This window comes from Streptomyces sp. CA-106110, assembly GCF_050936285.1.
Classification (GTDB): Bacteria; Actinomycetota; Actinomycetes; order Streptomycetales; family Streptomycetaceae; genus Streptomyces.
This window is the reverse complement of the sequence record NZ_JBNJNB010000001.1, coordinates 6,947,086-6,969,828: the sequence shown is the minus strand read 5'-3', so window position 1 is coordinate 6,969,828 and position 22,743 is coordinate 6,947,086. Positions and strand designations below refer to the sequence as shown.

31 protein-coding genes and 2 pseudogenes are annotated in these 22,743 nt (G+C 68.6%); 26 read left to right on the top strand and 7 right to left on the bottom strand.

Going from position 1 to position 22,743, the window contains the following annotated elements; translation table 11 throughout:
- Positions 1-221 precede the first annotated feature (221 nt).
- The 4 genes from ACQEXA_RS32165 to ACQEXA_RS32150 all read left to right on the top strand — a co-directional run bounded on the left by ACQEXA_RS32165 (position 222) and on the right by ACQEXA_RS32150 (position 4,238).
- On the top strand, positions 222-1,184 hold the full coding sequence (locus tag ACQEXA_RS32165; protein WP_432928805.1) for an ABC transporter ATP-binding protein: 963 nt from the start codon (positions 222-224) through the stop codon (positions 1,182-1,184).
- An 83-nt stretch (positions 1,185-1,267) separates the two neighbouring features.
- Positions 1,268-2,029: an ABC transporter permease gene (locus ACQEXA_RS32160; RefSeq protein WP_432928803.1), complete on the top strand. Its 762-nt coding sequence runs from the start codon at positions 1,268-1,270 to the stop codon at positions 2,027-2,029.
- Between the two features lie 142 nt (positions 2,030-2,171).
- Positions 2,172-2,753: a hypothetical protein gene (locus ACQEXA_RS32155; RefSeq protein WP_433131801.1), complete on the top strand. Its 582-nt coding sequence runs from the start codon at positions 2,172-2,174 to the stop codon at positions 2,751-2,753.
- Positions 2,754-3,443: 690 nt separating this feature from the next.
- Positions 3,444-4,238 (top strand): NUDIX domain-containing protein, encoded by a 795-nt coding sequence (locus ACQEXA_RS32150; protein ID WP_433134667.1) that lies wholly within the window; start codon positions 3,444-3,446, stop codon positions 4,236-4,238.
- Here the strand turns inward: ACQEXA_RS32150 and ACQEXA_RS32145 are convergent.
- Entirely contained in the window at positions 4,222-5,355 is a 1,134-nt protein-coding gene (locus ACQEXA_RS32145) for an XRE family transcriptional regulator (RefSeq protein ID WP_432928799.1), read from the bottom strand. The genes ACQEXA_RS32150 and ACQEXA_RS32145 overlap by 17 nt on opposite strands.
- Positions 5,356-5,690: 335 nt before the next feature.
- Here ACQEXA_RS32145 and ACQEXA_RS32140 point away from each other — a divergent pair, with 335 nt between their 5' ends.
- From ACQEXA_RS32140 to ACQEXA_RS32085, 12 genes are all read left to right on the top strand, one after another.
- The gene (locus tag ACQEXA_RS32140; protein ID WP_432928797.1) at positions 5,691-6,047 is read left to right on the top strand and encodes a hypothetical protein; all 357 of its coding nucleotides are present in this window, start codon (positions 5,691-5,693) and stop codon (positions 6,045-6,047) included.
- A 2-nt stretch (positions 6,048-6,049) separates the two neighbouring features.
- Positions 6,050-7,405 carry an FtsK/SpoIIIE domain-containing protein gene (locus ACQEXA_RS32135; RefSeq protein ID WP_432928795.1) on the top strand — a complete coding sequence of 452 codons (1,356 nt, stop codon included), beginning with the start codon at positions 6,050-6,052 and terminating at the stop codon, positions 7,403-7,405.
- Between the two features lie 83 nt (positions 7,406-7,488).
- Entirely contained in the window at positions 7,489-7,698 is a 210-nt protein-coding gene (locus ACQEXA_RS32130) for a hypothetical protein (protein WP_432928793.1), read from the top strand.
- Positions 7,698-8,354: a DUF2637 domain-containing protein gene (locus ACQEXA_RS32125; protein WP_432928791.1), complete on the top strand. Its 657-nt coding sequence runs from the start codon at positions 7,698-7,700 to the stop codon at positions 8,352-8,354. Before ACQEXA_RS32130 ends, ACQEXA_RS32125 begins: the two co-directional genes overlap by 1 nt.
- Before the next feature lie 22 nt (positions 8,355-8,376).
- Positions 8,377-8,568, top strand: a complete 192-nt coding sequence (locus ACQEXA_RS32120; protein ID WP_432928789.1) for a mobile element transfer protein — start codon at positions 8,377-8,379, stop codon at positions 8,566-8,568.
- 12 nt (positions 8,569-8,580) lie between these two features.
- Positions 8,581-8,736, top strand: coding sequence for a hypothetical protein (locus ACQEXA_RS32115; RefSeq protein WP_432928787.1), 156 nt, complete (start codon positions 8,581-8,583; stop codon positions 8,734-8,736).
- 24 nt (positions 8,737-8,760) lie between these two features.
- Complete coding sequence (locus ACQEXA_RS32110; protein ID WP_432928785.1) at positions 8,761-9,078, top strand: SpdD-like protein; 318 nt, start codon at positions 8,761-8,763, stop codon at positions 9,076-9,078.
- Between the two features lie 90 nt (positions 9,079-9,168).
- Positions 9,169-9,372, top strand: coding sequence for a hypothetical protein (locus tag ACQEXA_RS32105; RefSeq protein ID WP_432928783.1), 204 nt, complete (start codon positions 9,169-9,171; stop codon positions 9,370-9,372).
- A complete protein-coding gene (locus tag ACQEXA_RS32100; protein WP_432928782.1) occupies positions 9,369-9,611 on the top strand; it encodes a hypothetical protein in 243 nt (80 codons plus the stop codon). Before ACQEXA_RS32105 ends, ACQEXA_RS32100 begins: the two co-directional genes overlap by 4 nt.
- Positions 9,608-11,008 (top strand): replication initiator protein RepSA, encoded by a 1,401-nt coding sequence (repSA, locus tag ACQEXA_RS32095; protein WP_432928780.1) that lies wholly within the window; start codon positions 9,608-9,610, stop codon positions 11,006-11,008. The genes ACQEXA_RS32100 and repSA overlap by 4 nt, the downstream gene beginning before the upstream one ends.
- Entirely contained in the window at positions 11,005-11,193 is a 189-nt protein-coding gene (locus ACQEXA_RS32090; protein WP_432928778.1) for a helix-turn-helix domain-containing protein, read from the top strand. Before repSA ends, ACQEXA_RS32090 begins: the two co-directional genes overlap by 4 nt.
- Positions 11,193-12,344 (top strand): tyrosine-type recombinase/integrase, encoded by a 1,152-nt coding sequence (locus tag ACQEXA_RS32085; protein ID WP_432928776.1) that lies wholly within the window; start codon positions 11,193-11,195, stop codon positions 12,342-12,344. The genes ACQEXA_RS32090 and ACQEXA_RS32085 overlap by 1 nt, the downstream gene beginning before the upstream one ends.
- A 255-nt stretch (positions 12,345-12,599) precedes the next feature.
- On the opposite strand, the gene ACQEXA_RS32080 is transcribed toward ACQEXA_RS32085, so the two are convergent.
- Together ACQEXA_RS32080 and ACQEXA_RS32075 are read right to left on the bottom strand one after the other, a co-directional pair.
- The gene (locus ACQEXA_RS32080; RefSeq protein WP_432928774.1) at positions 12,600-12,842 is read right to left on the bottom strand and encodes a hypothetical protein; all 243 of its coding nucleotides are present in this window, start codon (positions 12,840-12,842) and stop codon (positions 12,600-12,602) included.
- 77 nt (positions 12,843-12,919) lie between these two features.
- Positions 12,920-13,477 carry a GNAT family N-acetyltransferase gene (locus ACQEXA_RS32075; RefSeq protein ID WP_432939244.1) on the bottom strand — a complete coding sequence of 186 codons (558 nt, stop codon included), beginning with the start codon at positions 13,475-13,477 and terminating at the stop codon, positions 12,920-12,922.
- A gap of 987 nt (positions 13,478-14,464) precedes the next feature.
- On the opposite strand from ACQEXA_RS32075, the pseudogene ACQEXA_RS32070 reads away from it, so the two are divergent.
- A pseudogene (locus ACQEXA_RS32070) lies at positions 14,465-14,794 on the top strand (GNAT family N-acetyltransferase); the annotation flags it as partial.
- A 33-nt stretch (positions 14,795-14,827) separates the two neighbouring features.
- On the opposite strand, the gene ACQEXA_RS32065 reads toward ACQEXA_RS32070, so the two are convergent.
- The 4 genes and pseudogenes from ACQEXA_RS32065 to ACQEXA_RS32050 form a co-directional block, all read right to left on the bottom strand.
- Positions 14,828-16,036, bottom strand: coding sequence for a TIGR03118 family protein (locus ACQEXA_RS32065; protein WP_433131799.1), 1,209 nt, complete (start codon positions 16,034-16,036; stop codon positions 14,828-14,830).
- A gap of 128 nt (positions 16,037-16,164) precedes the next feature.
- Positions 16,165-16,389: pseudogene (locus ACQEXA_RS32060) on the bottom strand (IS256 family transposase); the annotation flags it as partial.
- Positions 16,390-17,215: 826 nt separating this feature from the next.
- A complete protein-coding gene (locus ACQEXA_RS32055) occupies positions 17,216-18,451 on the bottom strand; it encodes a helix-turn-helix domain-containing protein (RefSeq protein ID WP_432928771.1) in 1,236 nt (411 codons plus the stop codon).
- Positions 18,448-18,768 (bottom strand): putative quinol monooxygenase, encoded by a 321-nt coding sequence (locus ACQEXA_RS32050; protein WP_359404992.1) that lies wholly within the window; start codon positions 18,766-18,768, stop codon positions 18,448-18,450. Before ACQEXA_RS32050 ends, ACQEXA_RS32055 begins: the two co-directional genes overlap by 4 nt.
- 190 nt (positions 18,769-18,958) lie before the next feature.
- Here ACQEXA_RS32050 and ACQEXA_RS32045 point away from each other — a divergent pair, with 190 nt between their 5' ends.
- The 9 genes from ACQEXA_RS32045 to ACQEXA_RS32005 all read left to right on the top strand — a co-directional run bounded on the left by ACQEXA_RS32045 (position 18,959) and on the right by ACQEXA_RS32005 (position 22,739).
- Entirely contained in the window at positions 18,959-19,288 is a 330-nt protein-coding gene (locus ACQEXA_RS32045; RefSeq protein ID WP_432928769.1) for a hypothetical protein, read from the top strand.
- A 14-nt stretch (positions 19,289-19,302) separates the two neighbouring features.
- On the top strand, positions 19,303-20,622 hold the full coding sequence (locus ACQEXA_RS32040; RefSeq protein ID WP_432928767.1) for an FtsK/SpoIIIE domain-containing protein: 1,320 nt from the start codon (positions 19,303-19,305) through the stop codon (positions 20,620-20,622).
- A gap of 81 nt (positions 20,623-20,703) precedes the next feature.
- Positions 20,704-20,892: a hypothetical protein gene (locus tag ACQEXA_RS32035; protein ID WP_432928765.1), complete on the top strand. Its 189-nt coding sequence runs from the start codon at positions 20,704-20,706 to the stop codon at positions 20,890-20,892.
- A 5-nt stretch (positions 20,893-20,897) separates the two neighbouring features.
- Positions 20,898-21,074, top strand: a complete 177-nt coding sequence (locus tag ACQEXA_RS32030; RefSeq protein WP_432928763.1) for a hypothetical protein — start codon at positions 20,898-20,900, stop codon at positions 21,072-21,074.
- 23 nt (positions 21,075-21,097) lie between these two features.
- The gene (locus ACQEXA_RS32025) at positions 21,098-21,751 is read left to right on the top strand and encodes a DUF2637 domain-containing protein (protein ID WP_433131797.1); all 654 of its coding nucleotides are present in this window, start codon (positions 21,098-21,100) and stop codon (positions 21,749-21,751) included.
- A 19-nt stretch (positions 21,752-21,770) separates the two neighbouring features.
- Positions 21,771-21,959: a mobile element transfer protein gene (locus ACQEXA_RS32020; RefSeq protein WP_432928759.1), complete on the top strand. Its 189-nt coding sequence runs from the start codon at positions 21,771-21,773 to the stop codon at positions 21,957-21,959.
- Between the two features lie 14 nt (positions 21,960-21,973).
- On the top strand, positions 21,974-22,129 hold the full coding sequence (locus tag ACQEXA_RS32015) for a hypothetical protein (RefSeq protein WP_432928757.1): 156 nt from the start codon (positions 21,974-21,976) through the stop codon (positions 22,127-22,129).
- Positions 22,130-22,154: 25 nt separating this feature from the next.
- The gene (locus ACQEXA_RS32010; protein WP_433131795.1) at positions 22,155-22,460 is read left to right on the top strand and encodes a SpdD protein; all 306 of its coding nucleotides are present in this window, start codon (positions 22,155-22,157) and stop codon (positions 22,458-22,460) included.
- Positions 22,461-22,556: 96 nt separating this feature from the next.
- The gene (locus tag ACQEXA_RS32005; RefSeq protein WP_432928753.1) at positions 22,557-22,739 is read left to right on the top strand and encodes a hypothetical protein; all 183 of its coding nucleotides are present in this window, start codon (positions 22,557-22,559) and stop codon (positions 22,737-22,739) included.
- Positions 22,740-22,743 lie beyond the last annotated feature (4 nt).

The following is a 22,743-nucleotide window of genomic DNA, read 5'->3' as shown; positions in this document are numbered from 1 at the left end:
TCCCCGCCCTGCTCCGCAGGAGTCCGATTCCTCCCCGGCCTGAAGGCCGGGGAGGAATCGGAAGAACCCGGTGAGAAGTCTAGACATGACCATGTTTGCCGGGCACAGTCTTCATGCTCGAAATCCGCCCGACTTGACGCCTGTCGTCCTCTGCCCGTCGCCGTTCGTCTGCAGGCCGGTCGGATGCCGGGCAGCGGGAGCATTGCTTGGAGGCAACGTCCGTGATCGAGGTTCACGAACTGAGCAAGCGTTATGGAGACAAGCTCGCCATCGACGGTCTGTCGTTCGCCGTCGAGCCTGGTCGAGTCACCGGCTTCCTCGGGCCGAACGGCGCGGGCAAGTCGACGACCATGCGCCTGATCCTGGGGCTGGACCGCCCGAGCCACGGCGAGGCCCGGATCTGTGGGGTGCCGTACCGGGACCTGCGCGAACCCTTCAAGCATGTCGGTGCCTTGCTCGAGGCGCGCGCGGTCCACAGTGGTCGTAGTGCTTACCACCATCTGCTGGCTTTGGCCCAGAGCCAGGGCATCGGCCGAGCCCGAGTGGCAGAGGTACTCGAGCTGGTGGGCCTGCGCGATGTCGCCCGCAGACGCGCTGGGGGGTTCTCGCTGGGCATGGGCCAACGCCTGGGGATCGCGGCTGCGCTGCTCGGCGATCCGCGAGTGCTGATCCTCGACGAGCCGGTCAACGGGCTGGACCCGGAGGGCGTGCTGTGGATCAGGAACCTGATGAAGTCCCTGGCCGGCGAGGGCCGGACCGTCTTCGTGTCCAGCCATCTGATGAACGAGATGGCCGTCACCGCGGATCATCTGATCGTCATCGGCCGCGGGCGCCTGATCACGCAGGCGAGCACTGCCAAGGTGATCGAGGCCAGTTCGCAGCGCTCGGTGTGGGTGCGGACCCCGCAGGCAGCGGATCTCCGCGACGTGCTCGTACGGGAGGGCGCGGCGGTGGGGAGCAGTGAGGACGATGTGCTCACCGTGCAGGGGATCGACGCCGCTCGGATCGGTGAACTCGCCCATGAGGCGGACGTCGTGCTGCACGAACTGACGCCGCGCCGAGCGTCGCTCGAAGAAGCGTTCATGGAGCTGACCCGGGACACCGTCGAGTACCGCACCCCGTCACGTCCCGGCCCCTCCGCGGGGGCCGCTTGGAAGCCAGCGCCCGAAGGAGCGGCAGGATGATGATGACCGCGACAGCCTCATCTCCCCACACAGTGCCGCTTCAGCCGGGCAAGGGCAGGCTTGTGGCGGCTAGGCGGCTGCTGGTGTCCGAGTGGACGAAACTGATCAGTGTGCGCTCGACCGCCTGGTCGCTGGCGCTCCTGGCCGTATCGACCATCGGTTTCACTACGCTCTTCACCTGGCTCGCCGTTCGGCAGTGGGACCAGACGACCCCGGACGGGCGCGCCCGCAGCATGGCCAATCCGACCGCGACCATCCTCGACTCCGGCCTCTACCTGGGCCAGATTGCGGTGTGCGTGCTCGGTGTTCTCGTCATCAGCAGCGAATACTCTACCGGGATGATCCGGTCCAGCCTGCTGGCCGTGCCGCGGCGGATCGGGATGCTCGCAGCGAAGGGCACGGTCTTCGCGGCGCTCGTCACCGTCCTGGGCGAGATGGTGGCGTTCCCCTCCTTCCTGATCGGCGAGGCGATCATTGCCCCGCACGTCAAGGTGTCGCTCAGCGACCCGGGAGTGACACGAGCCGTGCTCGGCACAGGCCTCTACCTCGGCGTGCTCGGGCTGTTCGCCCTGGGCCTGGGAGCGATCATCCGCCACAGCGCCGGGGCGATCGCGGCAGTGCTGGGCTTCGTCCTGGTCCTGTCCCAGCTGGCCCTGCTGATCCCCGGAAGCCTGGGCAAGCACATCTACGCATATCTGCCCTCGAACGCCGGCACCCAGCTGATGACCACCGCCCAGACGCCAGATCAGCTCCTTTCGCCCTGGCAGGGTTTCGGGGTGATGTGTCTGTGGGCTGCACTCGTCCTAGCCGTCGCTGGTTTCCTCCTCGCCCGCCGCGACGCGTGACGCCAGGAGGCCGCCCGTTCATACGATGCCCGTCCCGCGCGAAAACCCCGGCACGAGCCGTTGACCAGGTCGTTTGCCTCGGCGTGGTCGGGCTGCTTGCTGGTACTCGTTGATGAGGCCGCCGAGTAGCTAGGAGTCGTCTGTGTCCGTGCTGCCCTCGGAGCCGTCCGTGTCCCCTCAGGCAGTGCCCACCCAGCGGGTGGGGCTGTACGACACATGGTGGACGGTCGGAGCCGCCGCACTCGCCGCCTGCCTGGCCCTCTCGGCCTGCGCATGGATATCCCTGCACCTGCGCGTGGACGCAGCCCTCCACTCTGCGGCGCTCTTTGTCCACCTGGCCTCGCTCGTGCTCGGCTTCGGAGCTGTCCTGGTGGCCGACTACTACGCGCTCCTGTGTCTGACGGGCCGGTGCACCCTGCGCGATGCCCTGAACAGCACGGCCCACCTCCACATCCCCATCTGGACCGGCCTCGCCGGTCTCGTGGCCAGCGGCGTGATGCTCCACCCAGACCTTGGCTCCACCCTCACCCGCATCAAGTTGGGACTGGTGCTCGTCCTCACCCTCAACGGCCTTCAGACCGGGCTTCTGAACAGACGCATGACGCAGCAGGGCACTGCCGCGCTCACGCCGCGCCTCCTTGCCCGGGGAGCCGCGACAGCTCTGGTGTCTCAAGTCTGCTGGTGGGGTGCCGTGGTCATCGGATTCCGCAACAGCCAGCGCTAGAACTAGCGCTGTTGCGCAAGCGGGCCGCCTTGTTCACTGGCGATTTCTACGTGGTCTCCCTCGCAGCGGTCTTCCTGGGCGGAGGCGGACCAGCGGGTTCAAAGCCAACCGCCGGCGCACAACGGCGGTGCATCTAGCGGAGCTTCGCGCCAGGCTCAGCCACAGCGCGGCAGCAGCCAGCTCCCCATCGGCCCATCCCTCGGGGGTGGTCCGCTCATGCTGCCGCATCCGTGACGGTCGCGGTACGGCGCTCAGCCCCGTCGACCTTTTCTGCCCAGCGACCCTCGCCCGGCCCGGACGCCACCCCTTCCGCAGCCAGCCTGTCTCGACAGCACTACGGCTATGGCCGCAGACGGCCACGCTCCTGCCACGGAAACCGCCCAGCGATGCCGCCGCGCTCGCCGGCCCGGACTGTGCGGTCTTTCCCGTGCTGGCCCGCTGCACGAAGCGCGCCGCCGGGCGCGGCCAGCCGGGGCGCAGACAGGAGGCAGGCCGCGCCGCAGAGGCGGCGCGCGCCCGCGCCGTGCGCGGGCCTTGATGAAGTAGGGAAAGTCTTACCGCGTCCCTCGGTGATCGCTCGGTGATCGCCTCGGTGATCGTCTCGGTCTGGGCGAACCTACTCACGTGAGTAGGCACGCGGCTACGCTGGAGCCGACCAGCATCAAGGGACGCAGGGAGTTGGCTCATCTGATGGGACCGAAGTCGGAGCGGGTCTACCGCACGATCCGGGAGTGGATCTCGACGGGGAAGTACCTGCCTGGCTCCAAGATTCCGTCTGAGCGGACCCTGTCCGAAGAGCTGAGCATTGGTCGGACGGCTCTGCGCCAGGTGCTGGCGAGGCTCGTTTCCGAGGGCGTCATCGAGGTCCATGGCCGCAGTTCCTACCGCGTGCCCGATCGGTCCGTGACCATCAAGACGCCGGCTGATGTGGAGCCGTGGCAGATCCATGGTGAGCGGACGCTCTACGACAACCGCTGGGTGAAGCTCAGCCTCGTCGATGTCGAGCCGCCCGGTGTCGAGCGCTTCCAGCATCACGTCGTAAGGCTTCATCACGTGGCTATCGCCGCCGTCATCGACGACCAGGACCGCGTCCTGATGATGTGGCGCTACCGCTTCGTCCCCGACTCCTTCGGCTGGGAGCTGCCCGGCGGCATCGTCGATGAGGGCGAAGACCCGTCACAGACGGCGCTGCGCGAGGTGGAGGAAGAGACCGGCTGGCGGCCGGATGCTCTGGAGCACATGGTCACGTATCAGCCCATGGTGGGCATGGTCGACTCGCCGCACGAGATCTTCGTGGGCAAGGGTGCCAAGCTCGTGGGGAAGCCGACAGGCCTGGAAGAGGCCGGGCACATCGCTTGGGTGCCTCTCTCCGATATCCCTGGGCTGCTGGCGAGAGGCGAACTCATGGGCTCGGGCACCCTCGTGGCCCTGCTCCATGTTCTGTCCTCGCGCGGCGCCGGCGCTTCCCCTACAACCGCTGCGTGAGCTGTTCGACCCGGCGTCGCTGTCGCACCGAGCCCGTGCGACTCGCTATGAGGCGAGCCTGGCGCAGATGCTCTTGCGCCTGGTCGTACTCGCCGCGCGCCATATGCGCCTGCGCGAGATCGCATCGCAGTCCTGCGGAGGCCCGTATGAAGGTGGGGTCCGCCGTGTCTAGGGCGGCGTAGAGGCTGCCCACCGCCTCGTCGTCGCCTATCAGAGCAAGCGCGTTGCCGCGCCATCGGGTGAGGTGCCCTTCATTCAGGAAGATGCTCAGCATGTCCGGATCCCGTGCTTCCACCCCTGCGGGAAGGCACCGCATAGCCCGCTCCAGCGCGCGCTGACAATCCTTGGGTATGCCCGCTCGAGCGCAGATCTCTGCCTCGGCCGCGTACAGCCAGGCCCTGAGACGAGGGGACTTGGCCTTGCCTCCGAGTCGCCGAGCATCACGTACCAGCTGCACAGCCATGGGCGCGCGCCCTGCGGCGCAGAGCACGTAAGCCTGCTCGGCGGTGGCGTGTGCCAGGTACATCGGCTCTTCGGCCTCCTGGGCAGCTCGCTTGCCTAACTCGTAATGCCGCCAGGCTCGTTCGACCGCGCCGACGTCGAGGGCCTGCCAAGCCGCCAGCGTCGCCGCTCCGGCCAGCGCTTGGGCAACCGGGCGCCGGGTCTCGGGCAGTACGGCAAAGGTGAGGGCATCTTCCAGGGTCGTCAGGTGCGCTGTCATCTGATCGACCAGGCTAGAAGCGCCCATCTGCCTATCCATGGTCCTAAGCAACTCCGTCTGGTCCATGAACGTGTTGACCATGGTCAAGCTGATGTTGCGAGCCGCATCGATCCGACCCATGAGTTCGTCGTACCCGTCTGCTGTGGCCGACGGGACCGACGCCGACGCCGTCCCGGTCAGTTCGTCGTCCGTCACGCCAAGAAGGGCGCGCAGGATCTTCGCGTAGCGAGCAGAGATCTGGCGCCGGCCGTTCTCCCACTCCGAGACGTACACACGCAGGCTGGCCGTCGACGCGACGTCGAGCATGTGCTGTCGCGCATAGCGCTCAATCTCCCGGACCAGCCGCTCTTGCGACCACTCCCGCGCGTTCCTCGCCGTCCTGAGTCCGTTCGTCACGTCACGCCGTCCTGCTTGGGTTCCAGGGGCCTAACAGCAGCATGCCTCACATCAGAGCAGGTCGGCAGGGGTTAACGCGTCAGGTGTTAACCCCTGTTGGCTACCGGGCCGTTGGTGGGCGTTGTTCTCTAGAACCGTTGCAGCAAGGCGAGTTGAGGCGCTGAAGCTACGACACTGCTTGACTTCTGGTGCGCACCAGATGCAACCTATTGGTGCGCACCAGTTGGAGGCGTAAACACCCGCAGGTTTGCTGCGGTCATCTGCCAACGCACGGAAGCGGCGACCCACCGCCAAGCGAGTACGCCGCTCCCGCCCCTCTGTAAGGGAGTTCCATCATGCGTCAGATTCCCGTCGACACCTCCGCCGCGACCGTGATGGTCGCCAAGACTCCGCAGCCCAAGGTCAAGGACCGCCGCACCGGTGAGATCGCCACGGACGCCGAGACCGGCGCGAAGATGATGACCGTGGACGTGATGTTCGCGGCGAACGACGAGGTCGAGATCCTGTCCGTCGCCGTCCCCGAGCCGGGCATCTCCGGTGAGCTGGCCATGGGCACGCCGGTTGCGCTCACGGGTCTGATCGCCCGGCCGTGGGAGAACGACATCAACGGGCAGAAGCGGCACGGCATCGCGTTCCGCGCGGTCGCCGTCACCTCGCTCGCCGCCGCTGACTCGGCGTCGAAGGCAGCCTGATCATGACCGTCGTCTCGGTCGCGCTGGTGCTGGTCGTCGCTGCTGCGGGTCTCCTGCGGTGGCGGCGCCCCGCCTGGTACTGGCTGACCTTCGGGGTCACCCTCGCCTCGATCCGAGTTCTGGTCCGCTACGCCACGGTCATGGACGCCTGCGGGCTGACCGTCCCGCCCTCACGCTGGCGGCTGGCGTTAGCTCGGGCCACCAACCGGCCCGTCCCGGAATCCCGCCCGCCGCGCATCCTGCGGCTGCGGCCGACCCGGACCGGCCTGGTCCTCAGGCTGAAGCTGCGGCCCGGTCAGGACGCCTTCGACGTCGCCGCCGCCTCCGACCGGCTGCGCCACTCCTTCTCGATGTACGGAGTCACCTCGCGTGAGCTGCGGTCTGGCGTGGTCGAGGTGCGGATGACCGGCTACGACGTCCTCAAGCGGGTACAGATGCCCGCCAAGACCGACACCCGCCCGATGCGGGTCCCGGTCGCCCTGCGCGAAGACGGCTCGGTCCACTACCGCGACTACCGCGCGATACCCCACGCGCTCACCCTGGGCGCCACCGAATCCGGCAAGTCCGTCTACCAGCGCAACCTCGTCGCGGGGCTCGCCGCGCAGAATGTTGCCCTGGTCGGGATCGACTGCAAGCAGGGGGTCGAACTGTTCCCGCTGGCCCGCCGGTTCTCCGCCCTCGCCGACAACCCCGACACCGCCGCCGAACTCCTCGACGCCCTCGTGGCCCGCATGGAGGCCGTCTACCAACTCATCCGCGCCAAACAGCGCATCACCGCCGACATCCCTGACGCGGAGATCGCCGCCGACATCTGGGACCTGCCCGACGACATCCGCCCCACCCCGATCGTGGTCCTGGTCGACGAGGTCGCCGAACTCGCCCTCTACGCCAGCAAGGAAGAGGAGAAGCGCCGAGACCGCATCATCACCGCCCTGGTCCGCCTCGCCCAGCTCGGCCGCGCGGCCGGCATCTACCTGGAGATCTGCGGACAGCGCTTCGGCTCCGAACTCGGCAAGGGCATCACCATGCTCCGCGCCCAGCTCACCGGCCGCACCGCCCACCGCGTCAACGACGAGACCAGCGCCAACATGGCCTTCGGCGATATCTCCCCGGACGCCGTCCTCGCTGCCATCCAGATCCCCGCCGAGATGCGCGGCGTGGCCGTAGCGGGAGACTCGACCGGCGGCTGGCACCGCATCCGCGCCCCGCACACGACGCTGCGCCAGGCCGTCAACACCTGCAACCGGCACGCCGACCAGACCCCGGACCTGCCCGAACTGGCACTGTTCCGCCCCGTTCTGCCCGGCACTCCTGCGGCCTCGGTGCCGCTGTCCAAGACGGCCCCCGTCACGGCCTGATCTTCCCCGCTTCCCGGTCGGCGTGACCGCCTTCGCGCCAGGTCCCTACCCGAGCCATGCCTACTCAAGGGAGGCCGTTCGTCATGTGCCCCAACTGCGAGGACTTCGCCCGCACCGTGCTCCTGCTCGGCCAACTCGCCCTCTACGCCGAAATGACCGGCGCAGACCTCGACTTCGTGGAAGCCATCAGCCCGTCCCTGGCCGCCTCCCTGCCCGAACCCCCGCCCGGCACGTTCCCGCCCGGCTACGACCCGAACGACGGACCCCCCTACCCCGGCGAGGAGGGGTCGTGATGGCCCGCCTCGCCCTACGCGTGGACGCGGTCCTGGTCCAGGCCGTCATCGCCGGAGCGCTGTCCTTCGCCCACCTGCACGACCTGGCCGCCGCTGCCGGACAGGCGGGTTGGAAGGCGTGGGCCTACCCCGTCAGCGTCGACCTGCTCCTGGTCGCCGCCTGGCGACGCCTCCGCTCTGATGGGCCGTCCCGGCTGGCCTGGTCCTGGTTCGTGATCGCCCTGTTCGCCTCCCTCGGCGCCAACATCGCCACCGCCGGATTCCTCAACCTGGCCAACCCGCCCGCCCTGCTCCGCCTCGGCATCGCCGGATGGCCCGCCCTCGCCTTCCTCGGCGGCACCCTCCTTGCCCACTCCACCGGACACCCGACACCGGATCCGCTGGCACCCGCCGACCCGAACCCCACACCCCACACCGACCCCGCACCCGAGCCAGTCGGTGCCCCGGAGCCCGAGCCGGTACCAGTCGCCGAAGCACCGGCCCTTCCGGCCGCCGACCCAGCGCCCGCGGTCCCAGCCGTGCTCATCGAGCACGCGCGCAAGGTCGCCGTCGACTACCAGGCCCGCACCGGCACCCGGATCGACACCGACACCCTCCGTGCCCGCCTCGGCGTCCCACCGCAGCTGGCCGACGCCATCGCCGCCCACCTCGCCTGACCAGAAGGGAGAACCGTCCGCCATGCCCGCCCGCGACCACTTCCACTCCGTGATGCGGATCGGCCCGGTGCAGATCGGTACCCATCGCGACCGCCACGGCCACACCAAACACGCCGCCGTGTGCACCAACGACCGGTGCGGCTGGTCCGCCGACTACTCCAGCTCCTCCGCCGCCCAGCTCGCCGCCCGCACCCACCGCTGCACCGTCCGCTGAAGGAGGCCACCCGTGCAGGTCCCGCTGTGGCTCGCCCTGCTCGTCGTCGGCTACCTCGGCGTCAAGCTCATCCGCCCGCCCTGGTGGCTCATCGCCGTTCTGCTGCTCGGCGGCTACCTCCTCGCCGACAGCATCCTCGCCCCCGCGATCAACACCGCCGTCAAGTAACCACCCGCAGAAGGGAGATCGACCATGCTCCGCCCCAAAGTCCCGACCATGCCCACACCGACCGGCCATGTGACCCCGCCCGCCGTCGTCGAGCCGACCACGGTCATCCCCGCGGCTCAGACGCCGCCACCTGCCCCGGCGGCCCCTGCGCCGTCCCGGCCGGTCGTCCAGCTCACCCCAGGTACCGCGCTCGCCCTGGTCGGCGGTGGGACCGCCGTCGTCCTGGTCGTCGGCGCCGTCCTCGTCTCGCTGTTGCTCGCGGTCGCCATTACGGGCGCTTCGGTCGCCGTCTGCGCGGTCGTCCTGCGCTCCCTGCTCGCCTCCGAGACGCGGCGACGCTGACCGGCCCCCGGGCGGCCCTGAAACCGCCAAGTCTCCGCCGCCCGGGCGCCGACCTCTGCCCGAACCATCGATCCGGAAGGAATCTCCATCATGCCCGGCCCCGCCCCGGCCACCACCCGCAGCGCGCGGATCTGCCCGAACTGCGACGGCTTCGCCTCTGTCGCCGTCACCCTCGGCGGCCGCGACGCCCGCGGCCACCTGCGCACCATCACCGCCCACTGCCCGGCCTGCCATGGCGCCGGCGCCACGCCCCTGCGTCGGCCGCGCACCAGCGTGTGGGAGGTGGCCGCGTGAACACCCTCACCGCCTCCGCCCACATCGAGCCGCACACCACCAGTCGCGTCACCGTCTTCAACCCCACTGACGATGACGAAGGCTTCATCAGCCTGCGCATCGGGGGAGACTGCGTCGACGTCGCGTTGATCGCCCGCCTTGGCACCACCGACGCGCTGCGCGCCCTGGCCCGGGCCGCCGACGAAGCCGCTGGCGTGCTGGACCAGATGGCAGCCGCCGTGCCGGAGGGTGCCGCGTGACCGACACCGCGACCTTCGCGGGCCTGGACCCGATCACCCTGAAAGACCTCCTCAGGGTGGCCGGGGCCCCCGGCTTCGACCGCTGGCAAGACCAGATCAAGCGCACGGGCGGCTGTGCCGACCCCATCCACCTGACCGGCTGGACCCTCCACAAGGACAAGACCACTGGCGAGACCCTGCACCACTACAGCACCGAGAACGAGCCGGGCGGACGCCTGCGTGTCGCCTGCGGCAACCGCCGCGCCTCCCGCTGCCCGGCCTGCGCGTTCACCTATGCGGGCGACACCTACCACCTGATCCGCGCTGGCCTGGCCGGAGACGACCGCCGCGACATCCCCGCCACCGTCCGCGACCATCCCCGCGTCTTCGCCACCCTCACCGCCCCCTCCTTCGGCCCGGTCCACAACCGGCCCGACCGTGGCATCTGCCGCTGCGGCACGTGCCACCCCTCGGATGCTCCCGTCCTCGGTACTGCCCTGGACCCGGAGACGTACGACTACGCGGGCGCGGTCCTCTTCAATAACCACGCCGGAGAGCTCTGGCAGCGCTTCACCACCCGGCTCCGCCGCGAGATCGCCGCCCGCGCCGGACTCACCCAACGCGAGCTGAAGGAATGCGCCCGGCTTTCGTTCGGCAAGGTCGCCGAGTTCCAAAAACGCGGCGCCGTGCACTTCCATGCCGTGATCCGCATCGACGGACCCGAGGGGCCAGACACCGCGCCGCCGTCCTGGGCGACCGTCGGCCTACTCACCGACGCGATCCACGCGGCTGCCGCGCACTCGTACACCTCGGTCTCGGTGCCAGCCGCTGGCGACCAGCCCGCCCGCACCTTCCGTTGGGGCACCCAGCTCGACGTCCGCCCGGTCAAGGCCTTCGGCGACGGCTCTGACATCACCGAACAGGCCGTCGCCGCCTACGTCGCCAAATACGCCACCAAGGCCGCCGAGACCACTGGCACCCTCGACCGCCGCATCGGCGAACTCGCCGAACTCGACCGCCACGGCGTCCCCGACCACGCGCGCCGCCTCATCGAGGCCTGCAAGCTCCTCGACCCCCTGTACCCGGACCGCCGCCTGTGGGCGTGGGCCCACATGCTCGGCTTCCGCGGCCACTTCTCCACCAAGTCCCGCCGCTACTCGACCACCCTCGGCGCCCTGCGCCAGGAACGCGCCGACTACCGCGCGGCCCAGGAAAACGAAGCCCTCGGTCTCGACGCCCTGGTGGACATCGAGCCGGACACCGTGCTCGTCCTTGCCGACTGGCAGTACGCCGGGCACGGCCACACCCCCGGTGAGTCGGCCCTGGCCGTGACGATCGCTCGCGACCTCCAACTCAACCGCGAAACCGCCCGCGAAGCCCTACGTGACCAACTCGCCCTGGAAGGAGCCGCAGCATGACCACCGCCACCCCCCAACTGCTGACCGTGCCGGAAGTCATGACCCGGCTCAAGGTCGGACGCTCCAAGGTCTACGACCTGATCCGCTCCCACCGTCTGGTCTCGATCAAGATCGACGGCTGCCGCCGCATCCCCGCCGACGCTGTCCAGGACTTCATCCATGGCCGCATGGAGGAGATCGCCTGATGGCCCAGCAACGCAAGCGGAACCCGAATGGGGCGGGCACCATCACCAAGCGCAAGGACGGTCGCTTTCAGTGCGCGGTCTACGTGCTCCAGCCGGACGGCACCCGCGCCCGCAAGTTCGCCTACGGCAAGACGTGGGCAGAGTGCGATGCCAAGCGTCGCGAACTGCTCGACAAGGTCGACCAGGGCGTGCCCGTGCCCACCAAGTCGGCCAAGCTCTCCGAGTGGCTGCCGTACTGGGTGGACAACATCGTCAAGCCCGGCCGGAAGCTGAGCACGTACGACAAGTACGAGGCGCACGTGCGCCTCTACCTGGTGCCCCTCCTCGGCTCAAAGCGGCTCGAATCCCTCGGAGTCGCCGACGTCCGCCGCTTCATCGTCCGCCTGGAACAGCAGACGACCGCAGCAACCGCGAAGGAAGCGCATCGAGTTCTGCGGTCGGCCTTGTCCTCCGCCTGCCGCGAAGAGCTGATCACACGCAACGTCGCCAAGCTCGTCGAGCCTCCTCGGACCGGCAACCGCGAGCTGAAGCCCTGGACCCTCGACGAGACGCTCGACTTCCTCGCCGCCTCCCGCAAGGACCCGCTCTACGCGGCCTTCGTGCTCGCCATCGCCATGGGCCTGCGCCGTGGAGAGATCGTCGGTCTCCGCTGGTCGGACCTCGACCTCGACCATCGCGTCCTCTACGTGCGCCAGCAGACCCAACGCCGCCGTGGTGTCCTCTACGACGACGACCCCAAGAGCCGCCGGCGCCGTGCCGTCCCACTTCCCGGTCTCTGCATCGCGCCCCTGCGCTGGCACCGGATGCGGCAGGCAGCTGCTCGTGCCAAGGCACGGGAGACCTGGCGGGAGTCGGAGTACGTCTTCACCACCCGCACGGGACGCCCGGTCGAGCCGCGGAACGTCTACCGCTCCTTCACCCGCATCGCCCAGTCCGCCGGCCTCCGCGTCATCCGGCTGCACGACGCCCGGCACGGCACGGCCACCCTCCTCACGGCGGCCGGAGTGGCTCCCCGCGTCGTGATGGAGATCCTCGGGCACTCCCAGATCAGCATCACCATGGACGTGTACACGCACGTCGTGCAGGACACGCAGCGCGAGGCCATGAGCCACATGGACAGGCTGCTCAGGAGGCGCCCCGGTCGCCCGTGACCGGCCCCGTTGATGTCAAAAGTGGATGTCAAAGGCCCCGGACCATGATCGGTCCGGGGCCTTTTGGCTGGTGCCCCCGGCAGGATTCGAACCTGCGACACCCGCTTTAGGAGCGAGGTTGGGCCATCACTGGCTCGACCAGCGGTTTCCTACCTTGCATCGAGTCGGGCGGCACGTACCCCTGCCCACCCTGATTCCCCGTGAGTTCCCGCCCGATCTGGCACGGATGTGGCACGGGCCAACCAACAGCGGCCGTCAGTCTTCTCCGGTGCCGACGATTCGCTGTCGAGCTGCCTGGAGACGCTCGGCATAGTCAGGCGCAAAGATGCCCATGAGTGACTTGTCGAGCGTGCCGGAGATTCGATGCAGGGCTGCCCACACGGCCTGGTCATCCACCAGCGCGTTGAAGGCCTCGGATCCCTCCATGCGTTCAAGCCAGTCGGAGAGCACGAGCGCTTGGTCGTCGGTCAGTGTGATGATCACCGAGTCTTCACGCACGGCGGCACAGTAGCGCGCCACCGTCTCTGCTTCCCAGTCCCTCAGACAGTTCTTCTGGAAGTGGCGCAGGCAGTCTCTCACGTGGGCGTCTGCCCTGGCTGGCCTTTGTGACCTGCGGTGATGCCGTCGGCCTCTGTCGTCGTCTGTCGACGTTGGTCCGCCTCGGACGGCCCGGGGACGGCCCGGGGAGCACCACCAGCTACGGACAGGGACACGCGGAGCCTCTCGCGCATCTGGGAGGGATTGCGTGGGCGAGGCTCCCTTTCTCCCGTCGAGCGGAACCCGCTGCGCTCATAGAGCCATCGCGCGTGGTCGTTGCCATCGAGCACGGTCAACGACACGAACACAGCACCCTGGTTTCTCGCCCAGGCAAGGACGGCATTGACCAAGGCCTCTCCGACACCGTGTCCGCGCAATGCCGGGTCAACCCACATCGCATCGAGTTGGCGTTCGACAGAGGTTGGGAGGGGTGGGGTAACTGCTGCCACGATCCCTACTGGCTGCTGTCCAGCCCACGCCAGGAACCATGCGCTGGTCGCGATCCGATCACGCCAAAAGCCCTCCGGCCGCGCTCGCTCATCCTCGAACGTCGCGCCGAACGCGTCGGGGTCCACTTCTAGAGCGCGTAGTCGCATCGCCCTCAGCACAGTCCAGTCCTCGCTGGCCACCCTGCCCACTCTCACCACGGCGTTCATGGTGCACCCGGCGACACTGTCGTGACCATGGAAATACCCCGCGAAAGCAGTAGTAGCCCGCCTGTACTCATCTGGAGTGGCTAGACCAGGGCCGCACCCGACTTCCCGACCCGCACCCTCCCCAGCTCCCATCCCGTCCGCCTTCGACCCACACGCAGTGGAGCGGGCGTGGTTCAGGGCGTCCAGATGGAGCGCGCCACTGTACGAACGATCTGGACGCCCTGGGCCGCGTCTGCTCGGCTTGACCTGGGTCGGAGGTGGTCGGGATGGGAGCCACCCACGCTCACCACGCCGAGGCCGGCACCCGCAGGACGGGCCCATCCCACCCCGGACGCATGAGCGCCCCCGCCGGAGGCATGTCCTTGACGGTGAGCTGCCGTGGTGCCGGTTGGTTCTCATCTCGTTGCCTCGCGCCGTGCTTGTGGGCGCGCGTCGGCGCAGCGCGGGCGGAGCGGGCCGAAGGCAGGAGCGGCGCCCGCGGCGAAGCCGGGAGCGCGCCCGGCGGAGCGGAGCGACGCGGGCTTGATGAAGTAGAGAAACCTGTAACAGCTCCATGGTCGACACATGGCCGATACAGGTGGCTGATACAGGTCTTGGTGCCGTTCATGCCCTGGTTGCTTCGTGCACCGGGTAGGCCGACCGCAAGGAACGCTCAACTCCCTGGCGGGAACAGGATGACCCAAGAAGCGAATGCCGGTAGCCGAAAGGCAGCAGGAAACCGGGACAACGCGGATGGCCACTCTTCTTCTGTGGCATCCCGTGCACTTCGGCCTCGCCCACCTCGTCGAGGGAGGCCTTCGCCCGCGCCACGGACTCATTCAGCGCAGCCATGAGGTCCAGCACCCTGCCGGGCCCGGCCTCCGGCTCCGGCGCTTCAGGCGGCGCACGATGCTCCCGCTTCGCCTCGATGATCTGCTCCACCTCAGTGTTCGTCGTCGAGACGGCGTCCTGGTCGGCTCGCTCACTCTCACAGATGCGCCCGGACCGTATCTGGAGCCGGCCGGTGAGCCCGAGCGGTACTTCGATGTGCTCGCCTCCGACCGTCGCTTCAAGGGCCACGGCGTCGGCAGGGCCCTGCTCGCGCACGCCATCGAGGAAACCCGGCGGCAGGGCGTTTCGCTCCTCCACGTTGATTGCTACGCGGGTGACGACCGCAAGCTCGTCGCGTACTACGAGAGTTAGAGCTTCACCGCGACGCGGGTCTTCACGGTCAGGGAGGGTGCCTGGCCGGGACAGGTGCTCGCCGGGCGGGTGTAGCCGCCCGGCGAGCACCCGGGATACGGAGACGGATCACTTCTCGGCGCGCAGAGTACCGAGGAGCCCGTCGTTCTCGTCGTTGATTCCCGCCGCGAACCAGACGCTGTTCCTGCCGCCCGATTTGTCGGTGCCGCGCTGGAGGCCCCACAGCCCGGGGATCACGATCGGGTTCCCGTGGCGATCCCGCACGGTTCCCTCGAACCGCCCGGTCTGCAGGTCGAAGACGTTGATCGTGCCGTCTCCGAAGTTGCCGACGAGCAGGTCACCGGAGAACTTCCCGAACTTCTCCGGCGCCGTCTCGAGTCCCCAGGGCGAGTTGAGCACGCCACGGCTCGCGAAGCGCTCGAGCAGCCTGCCCTCCGTACTGAACACATCGATGAAGCCGTTGCCGGGACCGGCGACGTCATCGTGCTTAGCCGCGTCCTGCTTTGCATAGGTCACGAAGACCTTGTCGCCGATCAGCTTGACGTCGAACGGCGCGAAGCCGTTCTTGTCCGGGTCCGGGTCCTGGAACCGGTCATCCGGCGGCAAGAGCTTGAAATGCGTGTCGAAGCTGTCGATGCGGGCGTCACGGAAGTTCGCGACGAGCAGGCGGGGCTCGTGGCACTGGTCGCGCCACGTGCCGACCTTCTCGTGCTTCTGGTCATTTCGGTGTTCCTTCTCGCCCGGCACGATCGTCAGGCCCTTGAAGACGGCGGTCTCGCCGTCGCTGTCCTCGTGCGCAACCCGGACGGCGTTCGTCCGGTTCACGTTCGGGTTGAAGGCGAAGACGTCACCGTTCTCGCCCGCGAAGAGGAAGCGGGCGACTCCGGACTTCCCGGTCTTGGGGTCGGTGAAGCGGAAGTCGTCGGTGTCGTTGCGCACGACCCCGGTCGGGGCGCCGCCCGCAGGGATCGACACGACCCGACGGTGGATGATGACGGGTTGGTTGTCCCGGGCGCCCGAGTACGTCGTGGCCGTGTTTGAGCCGTTGTTCGACACGAAGATCGCGCCAGCGGTCGTACGGGCCAGACCCCAGGAATTGACCAGGTTCGGGTCAGTCTTCTCCGCCCTGCCCGGAATATCGGACACGAGATCGCGCTCCTGGAAGCCATGGTCGGCCTTCCGCGGCGCGTCCCCCGTCCCGGCTGCCACGGGCGACGCCGTGGCGGCGAGCGCGCCGACCGTGCCCAGGGCGAGCGCGACAGCCGTCAGTTGCCGCGCGTAGGGGCGGGGTGTACGGACCGATTGATGTGGTGCCATGCAGATGCTCCTGTTCCAGTACGGGCCCCAGTGCGGGACGAACTGGTAGAAGTCATCTCACGTGACGGCAATCGGTATATCAACGACACACGAGTAATTGTCAAGGTTTGTGGATCAGTTGAGGTGGCTCAGGCGGCGTTGAGCTCGGACCGCTCGACAAGCTCACCGCGCTCGAAGCGGGCTCCGGAGCGGACGAGGGCGACGAGGTGGGGTGCGTTCACGGTCCGCCAGCGGGTCTGGGCGGACTCGACGAGCTTGAACAGCACCGCGAGGGCTGCGGCGCGGGAGCCGGCCCCGCGGGTGATCTTGTTGCGGAGCTTCACGGTGGAGAAGGGCGACTCGATCGGGTTCGTACCCGGTATGAACATCGGTGGAGGCCCGTTCTGGTACCGGCAGTGACGGGAAGCTTTCCTCGCCGTACGGTGCGACCGTCCGGGCCAAGGGCCATCCGGGGATTCGGCATGGGCAGGCCGGTGTTGAACCATGGGCCGCGCGCCCCAGTTTGTAGTTAGTTGCCCCTGCGACCTGCCAGGATGCGCTGCGAGCGCGAATCCGTAGGTGTCGTTTCGCCCAGCTGGTCCCCAGCAGAACGAGAGGGACCAGAGGGAGACAGCCATGGGCCGCAAGATCGGAATGGACATCCACCGCGACTTCGCGCAGATCGCCGTGATCGAGGACGGCGTCTTGAGCGATGCCGGGCAGATCGGCTGCCGCCCGCAGGAGTTGCGGGCCTGGGCCGAGTCGCTGCGCGAGGACGACGAGGTGGCCTTGGAGGCCACCGGCAACTCTGAGGCGATCGCTCTGCTGCTGCGCCCGAAGGTGGCGCGAGTCGTGGTGTCGAACCCGCGCAAGACCAGGGCGATCGCCGAGGTCAAGGTGAAGACCGACTCAGCCATCACCGTGAACGGAGCGTCGACGCGACACATAGTACTTAGCCAGCACGAAGCGTGGCGCGTGTCGGAGGTTCTGTCCCGTCGATGCGGGGCCGACGTTCCCGTCCGCCCCGTCATCTCGGTCGTGCACGCCGCCAAACTCACTGTGAAAGGCGCTGCTCCTCCGGTGCTGCTTCTGGCAGTTGAGCAGCTGGATAGGGTTCTGTCCGGTCTGACCCCGACACTTTCCCTGGATCAGATTTCGCGCGGATACGAAGTTGCCCGTAATCCTCGAACCCACCTCGCGCTAGACGACAGCGCTCCGCTCGGCCAAGTCGCGCAGCGATTCAGGCATGCGAGGGCCCGAAAGCTGGATCAAGTCGCGGATGACCTCGCGGGCCAAATGGTGATCTTGGATCTGCTCGGGTGCCAGAGCCTCGGCCTCCAGGAGCGCGGCTGTGGCCTCGCCGACGTGTCGCCGCTGCGCGTGCGCTCGCGCCACGTCAAGCAGGAAACGTGATTGCCGCTCCGGGGAAAGACCAGTGGCGTCGACCCGCTGGGCCACCTCTAGGGCTAGCCCGGCGTCTCCCAACTCCACGGCCGTACTCACCGCGTGGATCTCGACGTTCCTCGGCCCGAACTCCGTGTCGAAGTCGTTGCGGTCCTCACCCAAACGCGCCGCGATCTCCCGAGCCCGGTCGATGTGCTCATGCGTTCGCCCGCGGTTGCCTTCCCTTGCGTTGATCACTGCAAGGACCAGGTTCATGGCACCCAGCAGAGAGAGCTCTTCCGGCGAGCATGCGGGGGCCTCTGCTCTCGGTGCCAAAACGGCCACAGCGGACGTTGCTGCTTGCTCCGCCTGCTCCATGTGCTGTTGGCGCATGAAGGCGTGCGCCATGCGAAACAGACTGGCCACGACCTCCAACGGCTGCCCTGCGAGTTCTGCTGCCTCCAGGGCGCGATCGGCTGCGACCCATGCCGCATCGGCCTGGTCCTGACGGGTGAAACTCGCTGCGGCCACTTGGTACGCCCTGGCCCGCAGGGAGTGCAGTTCTGCGCGCTCAGCCGTCGGAGCGTGGCGTACCGCGGTCTCGATGAGCGGGAGCAGCTTGGCAAGGTGATCGCTCAGTGCTGCATAGCTTGACGCGTGTACGAGCGTCCACGCCTCGTCCACTTGCTGACGGAAATCGGCAAGCGACGGAGTCGGTTCGGCGGGCGCCTGCTGAAAGAGGCTGCCCAGCGCTGGGTGGCCGGTCAGGGCTACGCGCAGGCCATCGAGGTCGTTGCTCGTCGGCTGCTCCTCCGACTTGATCTCCTCGGCCGGGGCAGCGTCGGCTCGGACGTCTCGCACGGACACGTTGAGCGCGTCGGCGAGAGCCTGGAGGATCGATAGCCGCTCGACGGGCTGCACCCCTCTTTCAACCTGGGACACCCAGCTCTCCGAGCGACCCATCGCCGCGGCAAGGTCGCTCTGCGACATGCCCGCGGCGCGACGCAGCTCCTTGACTCTCGCACCCACGGTGTTGGTCTCGGAAGCGGTCACTTCTCGACCTCGGTGGGGTACTTGCCGGCGTACGGCTGAAGGCGGTCAACCTCGGTCTTCTCGACGTACTTGTGCCGCTCCGTCAGGAAGTGGCGGGTGTGCGGCTGACGCTCGTGCTCTTCGAAGGCGGAGTGGTCGGCGTACAGCTCGAAGAAGATCCGTTCGTTCGGCGCACCCTCGACCTCGTGGCACGCGTAAACCAGCGTGCCGGGCTCATGCGCGCGGATCCCTTCGGCGGTCTCGGAGACCAGAGCGTCGAACGCTTCGCCCGCACCGTCGCGCAGGGTGAAGCGGACGAAGAGGCCAAAGTTGCCCATTTCTTCCTCCTTCTCGATGCGCTCAGTCTCGCAGACGCGGAGTTCTGCTACTAGTCGCAGTTTTTCTGTTGACTCGCAGTTTTTCTGCGAGTACTTTCGAGCCTGCCGAACAACAAGCCGCCCCGGGCTGTGTGCCATCCGCCAAGATCACAACGCAGCCCGGGGCTCGTCCCAACAGGGAGACTCCATCATGCCGTCCTTCAAGATCGACCTTTCGACCGCTGTGGTGTTCGTGGCGACCGCGCCGACGCCGAAGCTGGCCAACGCGAAGACCGGTGAGCGGGCGATGGACCGGGAGACCGGTGCCGCGCTGTCGACCGTGGGTCTGCTGGTCTCGGATGAGGGGGAGGGGAGCCTGTACCAGGTGACCATCCCGGAGACGGGCTACCAGGAGGGTCTGGTCCCGGGTATGCCGGTCAAGGTCATCGGGCTGAAGGCCCGTGACTGGGAGAACGAGTTCAACGGGCAGAAGCGGCACGGCATCTCGTTCCGCGCGGTCGCGATCACCCCGGCGGCCTGACCATGGATCTGTCGATGTGGTTGGAGGCCACGGGAGCGTTAGCGGGGGCCGGCGGGCTCGGCTACGCGAAGATACGCGCTCCCCGCGTGTACTGGTCGCTGGTCGGACTGCCGGTCACCTGGGGCCGGTTCACTCTGACCTACCGCTCCACGATGGACGTGTGCGGGCTGACGGTGCAGCCGTCCCGCCTGCGGGCGTTCGTGGCCCGCAACGTCGCCCGTCGCGAGGTTCAGCCGGTCCCGCCGAAGATCCGCCGGGTGCGGGGCACCTCGACCGGGCTGCGGGTCACCCTGCGGCTTCCCGCCGGCCTGGAGCCCGCCGATCTCGCCGCCTCCTCCGAACGGCTGCGGCACGCCTGGGGCGTCCACTCGGTCACCGTGACCGAGACCAAGCCCGGATTCGTCGAGCTGCACATGACCGGCCATGACGTACTGCATCGGGTGCGGATGCCGCGCACGGCTCGACCGCACGACATGGTCGTGCCGGTTGCCCTGCGGGAGGACGGGACCGCATTCGAGCGGGACTACCGCAAGGCACCGATGGCGCTCACGCTGGGTGCCAACGGGTCCGGGAAGTCGATGTATCAGCGCAACCTGATCAAGGGCCTTGCGCAACTGCCGGTGGCCCTGGTGGGGATCGATTGCAAGCGCGGGGTGGAACAGTCCGCGTATGCGCCGCGCTTGTCGGCGCTCGTGACCACCCCGGACGATGCCGCCTCGCTGCTGGATGTCCTGGTCGCGGAGATGGAAGACCGCTTCGACCTGCTGAGCCGGTACGGCGTCTCCGACTTGTGGGAGCTGCCTGACGAGATCCGTCCCGTGCCGGTCGTAGTCCTGGTCGACGAGGTCGCGGAACTTTTCCTGATCTCCTCCCGGAAGGACGAGGAACGCCGAGAGCGTCTCGTGACCGCGCTGATCCGGCTCGCGCAGATGGCCCGCGCGGTCGGCATCCACCTGGAGATCTGCGGACAGCGCTTCGGCTCCGAGCTGGGCAAGGGCGCCACCATGCTCCGCGCCCAGCTCACCGGCCGCGTGGTCCACCGCGTCAACGACAAGCAGACCGCCGAAATGGGCCTGGCCGACGTGGCCCCGGACGCGGTGACCGTCGCCAGCCTGATCCCGATGGAACGCCCGGGAACCGCGGTCGCCGCGGATGCCTCCGGAGGCTGGTCCAAGATCCGCACCCCGGAAACCTCCCGCGACGAAGTGGTCGCGGTCTGCCGGGAATTCGCCCATCTGGCGCCGGACCTGCCGTTCCTCGAACCCTTCCGACCGAAACTGCCCGTGTCGACCCCCGGCCCGTCGCTGACAAAGCCCGTTCCGGCCACCGACTAGCCGGCTTACTCCACTCCGGTCGGCGCGACCGCCTTCGCGCCAGGTCCCTACCCGAGCCATGCCCGAAGAGAGAGGCCGCTCATGTACTCGCCTGAAGAGGACTATGACCGCACCCTCGCCCTGCTCGGCGACTTGAGTGCGTATGCCACGGTCCCGGGGGCTGATCAGGGCTTCATCGACGTGATCGGCCGCGCCCTCGCCGTGTCCCTGCCCGCACGGCCGCCCGGCTACGACCCCAACGCGGGTCCCCAGTACCCCGGCCAGGAGTGATCACGGTGGCCACCGCCAAGAAGCCGGCCCGCCGACCGACCCCTGCGAAGTGCCCCGACTGCGACGGCAAGGGCGAGATCGCCGAAACCGTCCGTGTCGGTGCTCGCAAAGGCCGGCCCACTGACAACCGGCAAGCCGCTCTGTGCCTGACCTGCCTGGGCACCGGCGAAGCCGCCGACTGACCCCCGGAAGGGAGGTGCACCGCATGTCCCGCTCGATCCGCCCGGATGCCGTCCTGATCCAAGCCGTCATCGCCGGCGCGCTGTCCTTCGCCCACCTGCACGATGTGGCGGCAGCCGCCGGACAATCCGGTTGGAAGGCCTGGGCCTACCCCATCTCCGTCGACCTGCTGCTGGTCGCCGCCTGGCGTCGACTGCGCACGGCTCGCCGGGATCGGTCCGCCTGGACGTGGTTCGTGATCGCGCTGTGTGCCTCGCTCGGCGCCAACGTTGCCACCGCCGGACTCCTCGACCTGGAGCGTGTTCCCGCCTGGCTGTGCATCCTCGTCGCGGGGTGGCCCGCCCTGGCCTTCCTCGGTGGAACCCTCCTCGTCCACTCCACCGCCGACCCGGCAGATCCTCCACAGGCTGTGGACGACGTACCGGCGACCTCGGAAGTCGAGATGCACCGCACCGACGAACCGGATCCCGCCCCAGCCCCGGTGCCGGAACTGACTCCGACCCCGCCTGTGGCCGGCACACCGGCCGTTCCCGCCGCACTGCTGGACCACGCCCGAAAGATCGCCGCCGCCCACCAGGCCTCCACCGGCTCTCCCATGCCCGCCAACGCGCTGTCCGCCCGGCTCCAACTGCCCGGGCCGATGGCCGACGCGATCGCCACACAACTCCAACTCACCTGACCCGGAAGGACATCCATCCGTGACCGTCTATCGCCGCTTCCGCGACCGGATCCGCATCGGCCCCGTGCAGGTCGGCACCTACTACGACGGGCGTGGCCGCGAGATGCACACGGCCGCCTGCACCGCCCGTGGCTGCGGCTTCTCCGCCGACTACCCCGACCGGTCCGGCGCCGAACTCGCCGCCCGCACCCACCGCTGCAAGGCCTAGGAGGACATCCCGCCATGGACGTCCCCCTCTGGCTTGCCCTGATCGTCGTCGGATGGCTCGGCGTCAAGCTCGTCCGCCCGCCGTGGTGGCTCGTGGCCGTGCTCCTCCTCGGCGGCTACCTCATCGCCCACAGCGTCCTCGGCCCCGCCATCGGCGCGGTCGTCAAGTAACCGATCCCCAGAAGGGACAAGCCCCGTGTTCACACCGAAGTACCCGGCCCCGGACACCGCACCGCCCCCGGCAACTACGCCCCCTACCGCCAACACTCCGGTGCCCACCGCACCGCCCCCGGCCCCGGCAGCCCCGATCTCGAACCGGCCGGTGGTCCAGCTCACCCCGGGCAGCGCGCTCGCCCTCGCCGCCGGCGGTGGCGCCGTGGTCCTGGTCGTCGGCGCGGTCCTGGTCTCCCTGCTGCTCGCCGTGGCCATCACCGCCACCTCGGTGGCCGTGGTCGCGGTCGTTCTCCGCTCCCTGCTCAAGGACATCGACAAGCACCGCTGAACGGCCCCCGGAGCGGCCTCCGTCGCCAAACTTCCGCCGCTCCGGGCGCCTGCAACCCACTTCCAGATCCAACGGACCCGAAAGGGAAGCCCCATCATGCCCCAGCACGCCCAGAACACGCCCGTCTGCCGCGACTGCGACGGCTTCGCCACCGCCGCGATCACCACCGGCACCCGCCACCGCGACGGCACCCACGCCACCCTCCGCGTCGACTGCCCCGCCTGCAAGGGCACTGGCCACATCGTCCCGGTTCTCGCGCTCGCCCAGGGCCGGAGGTGACCCG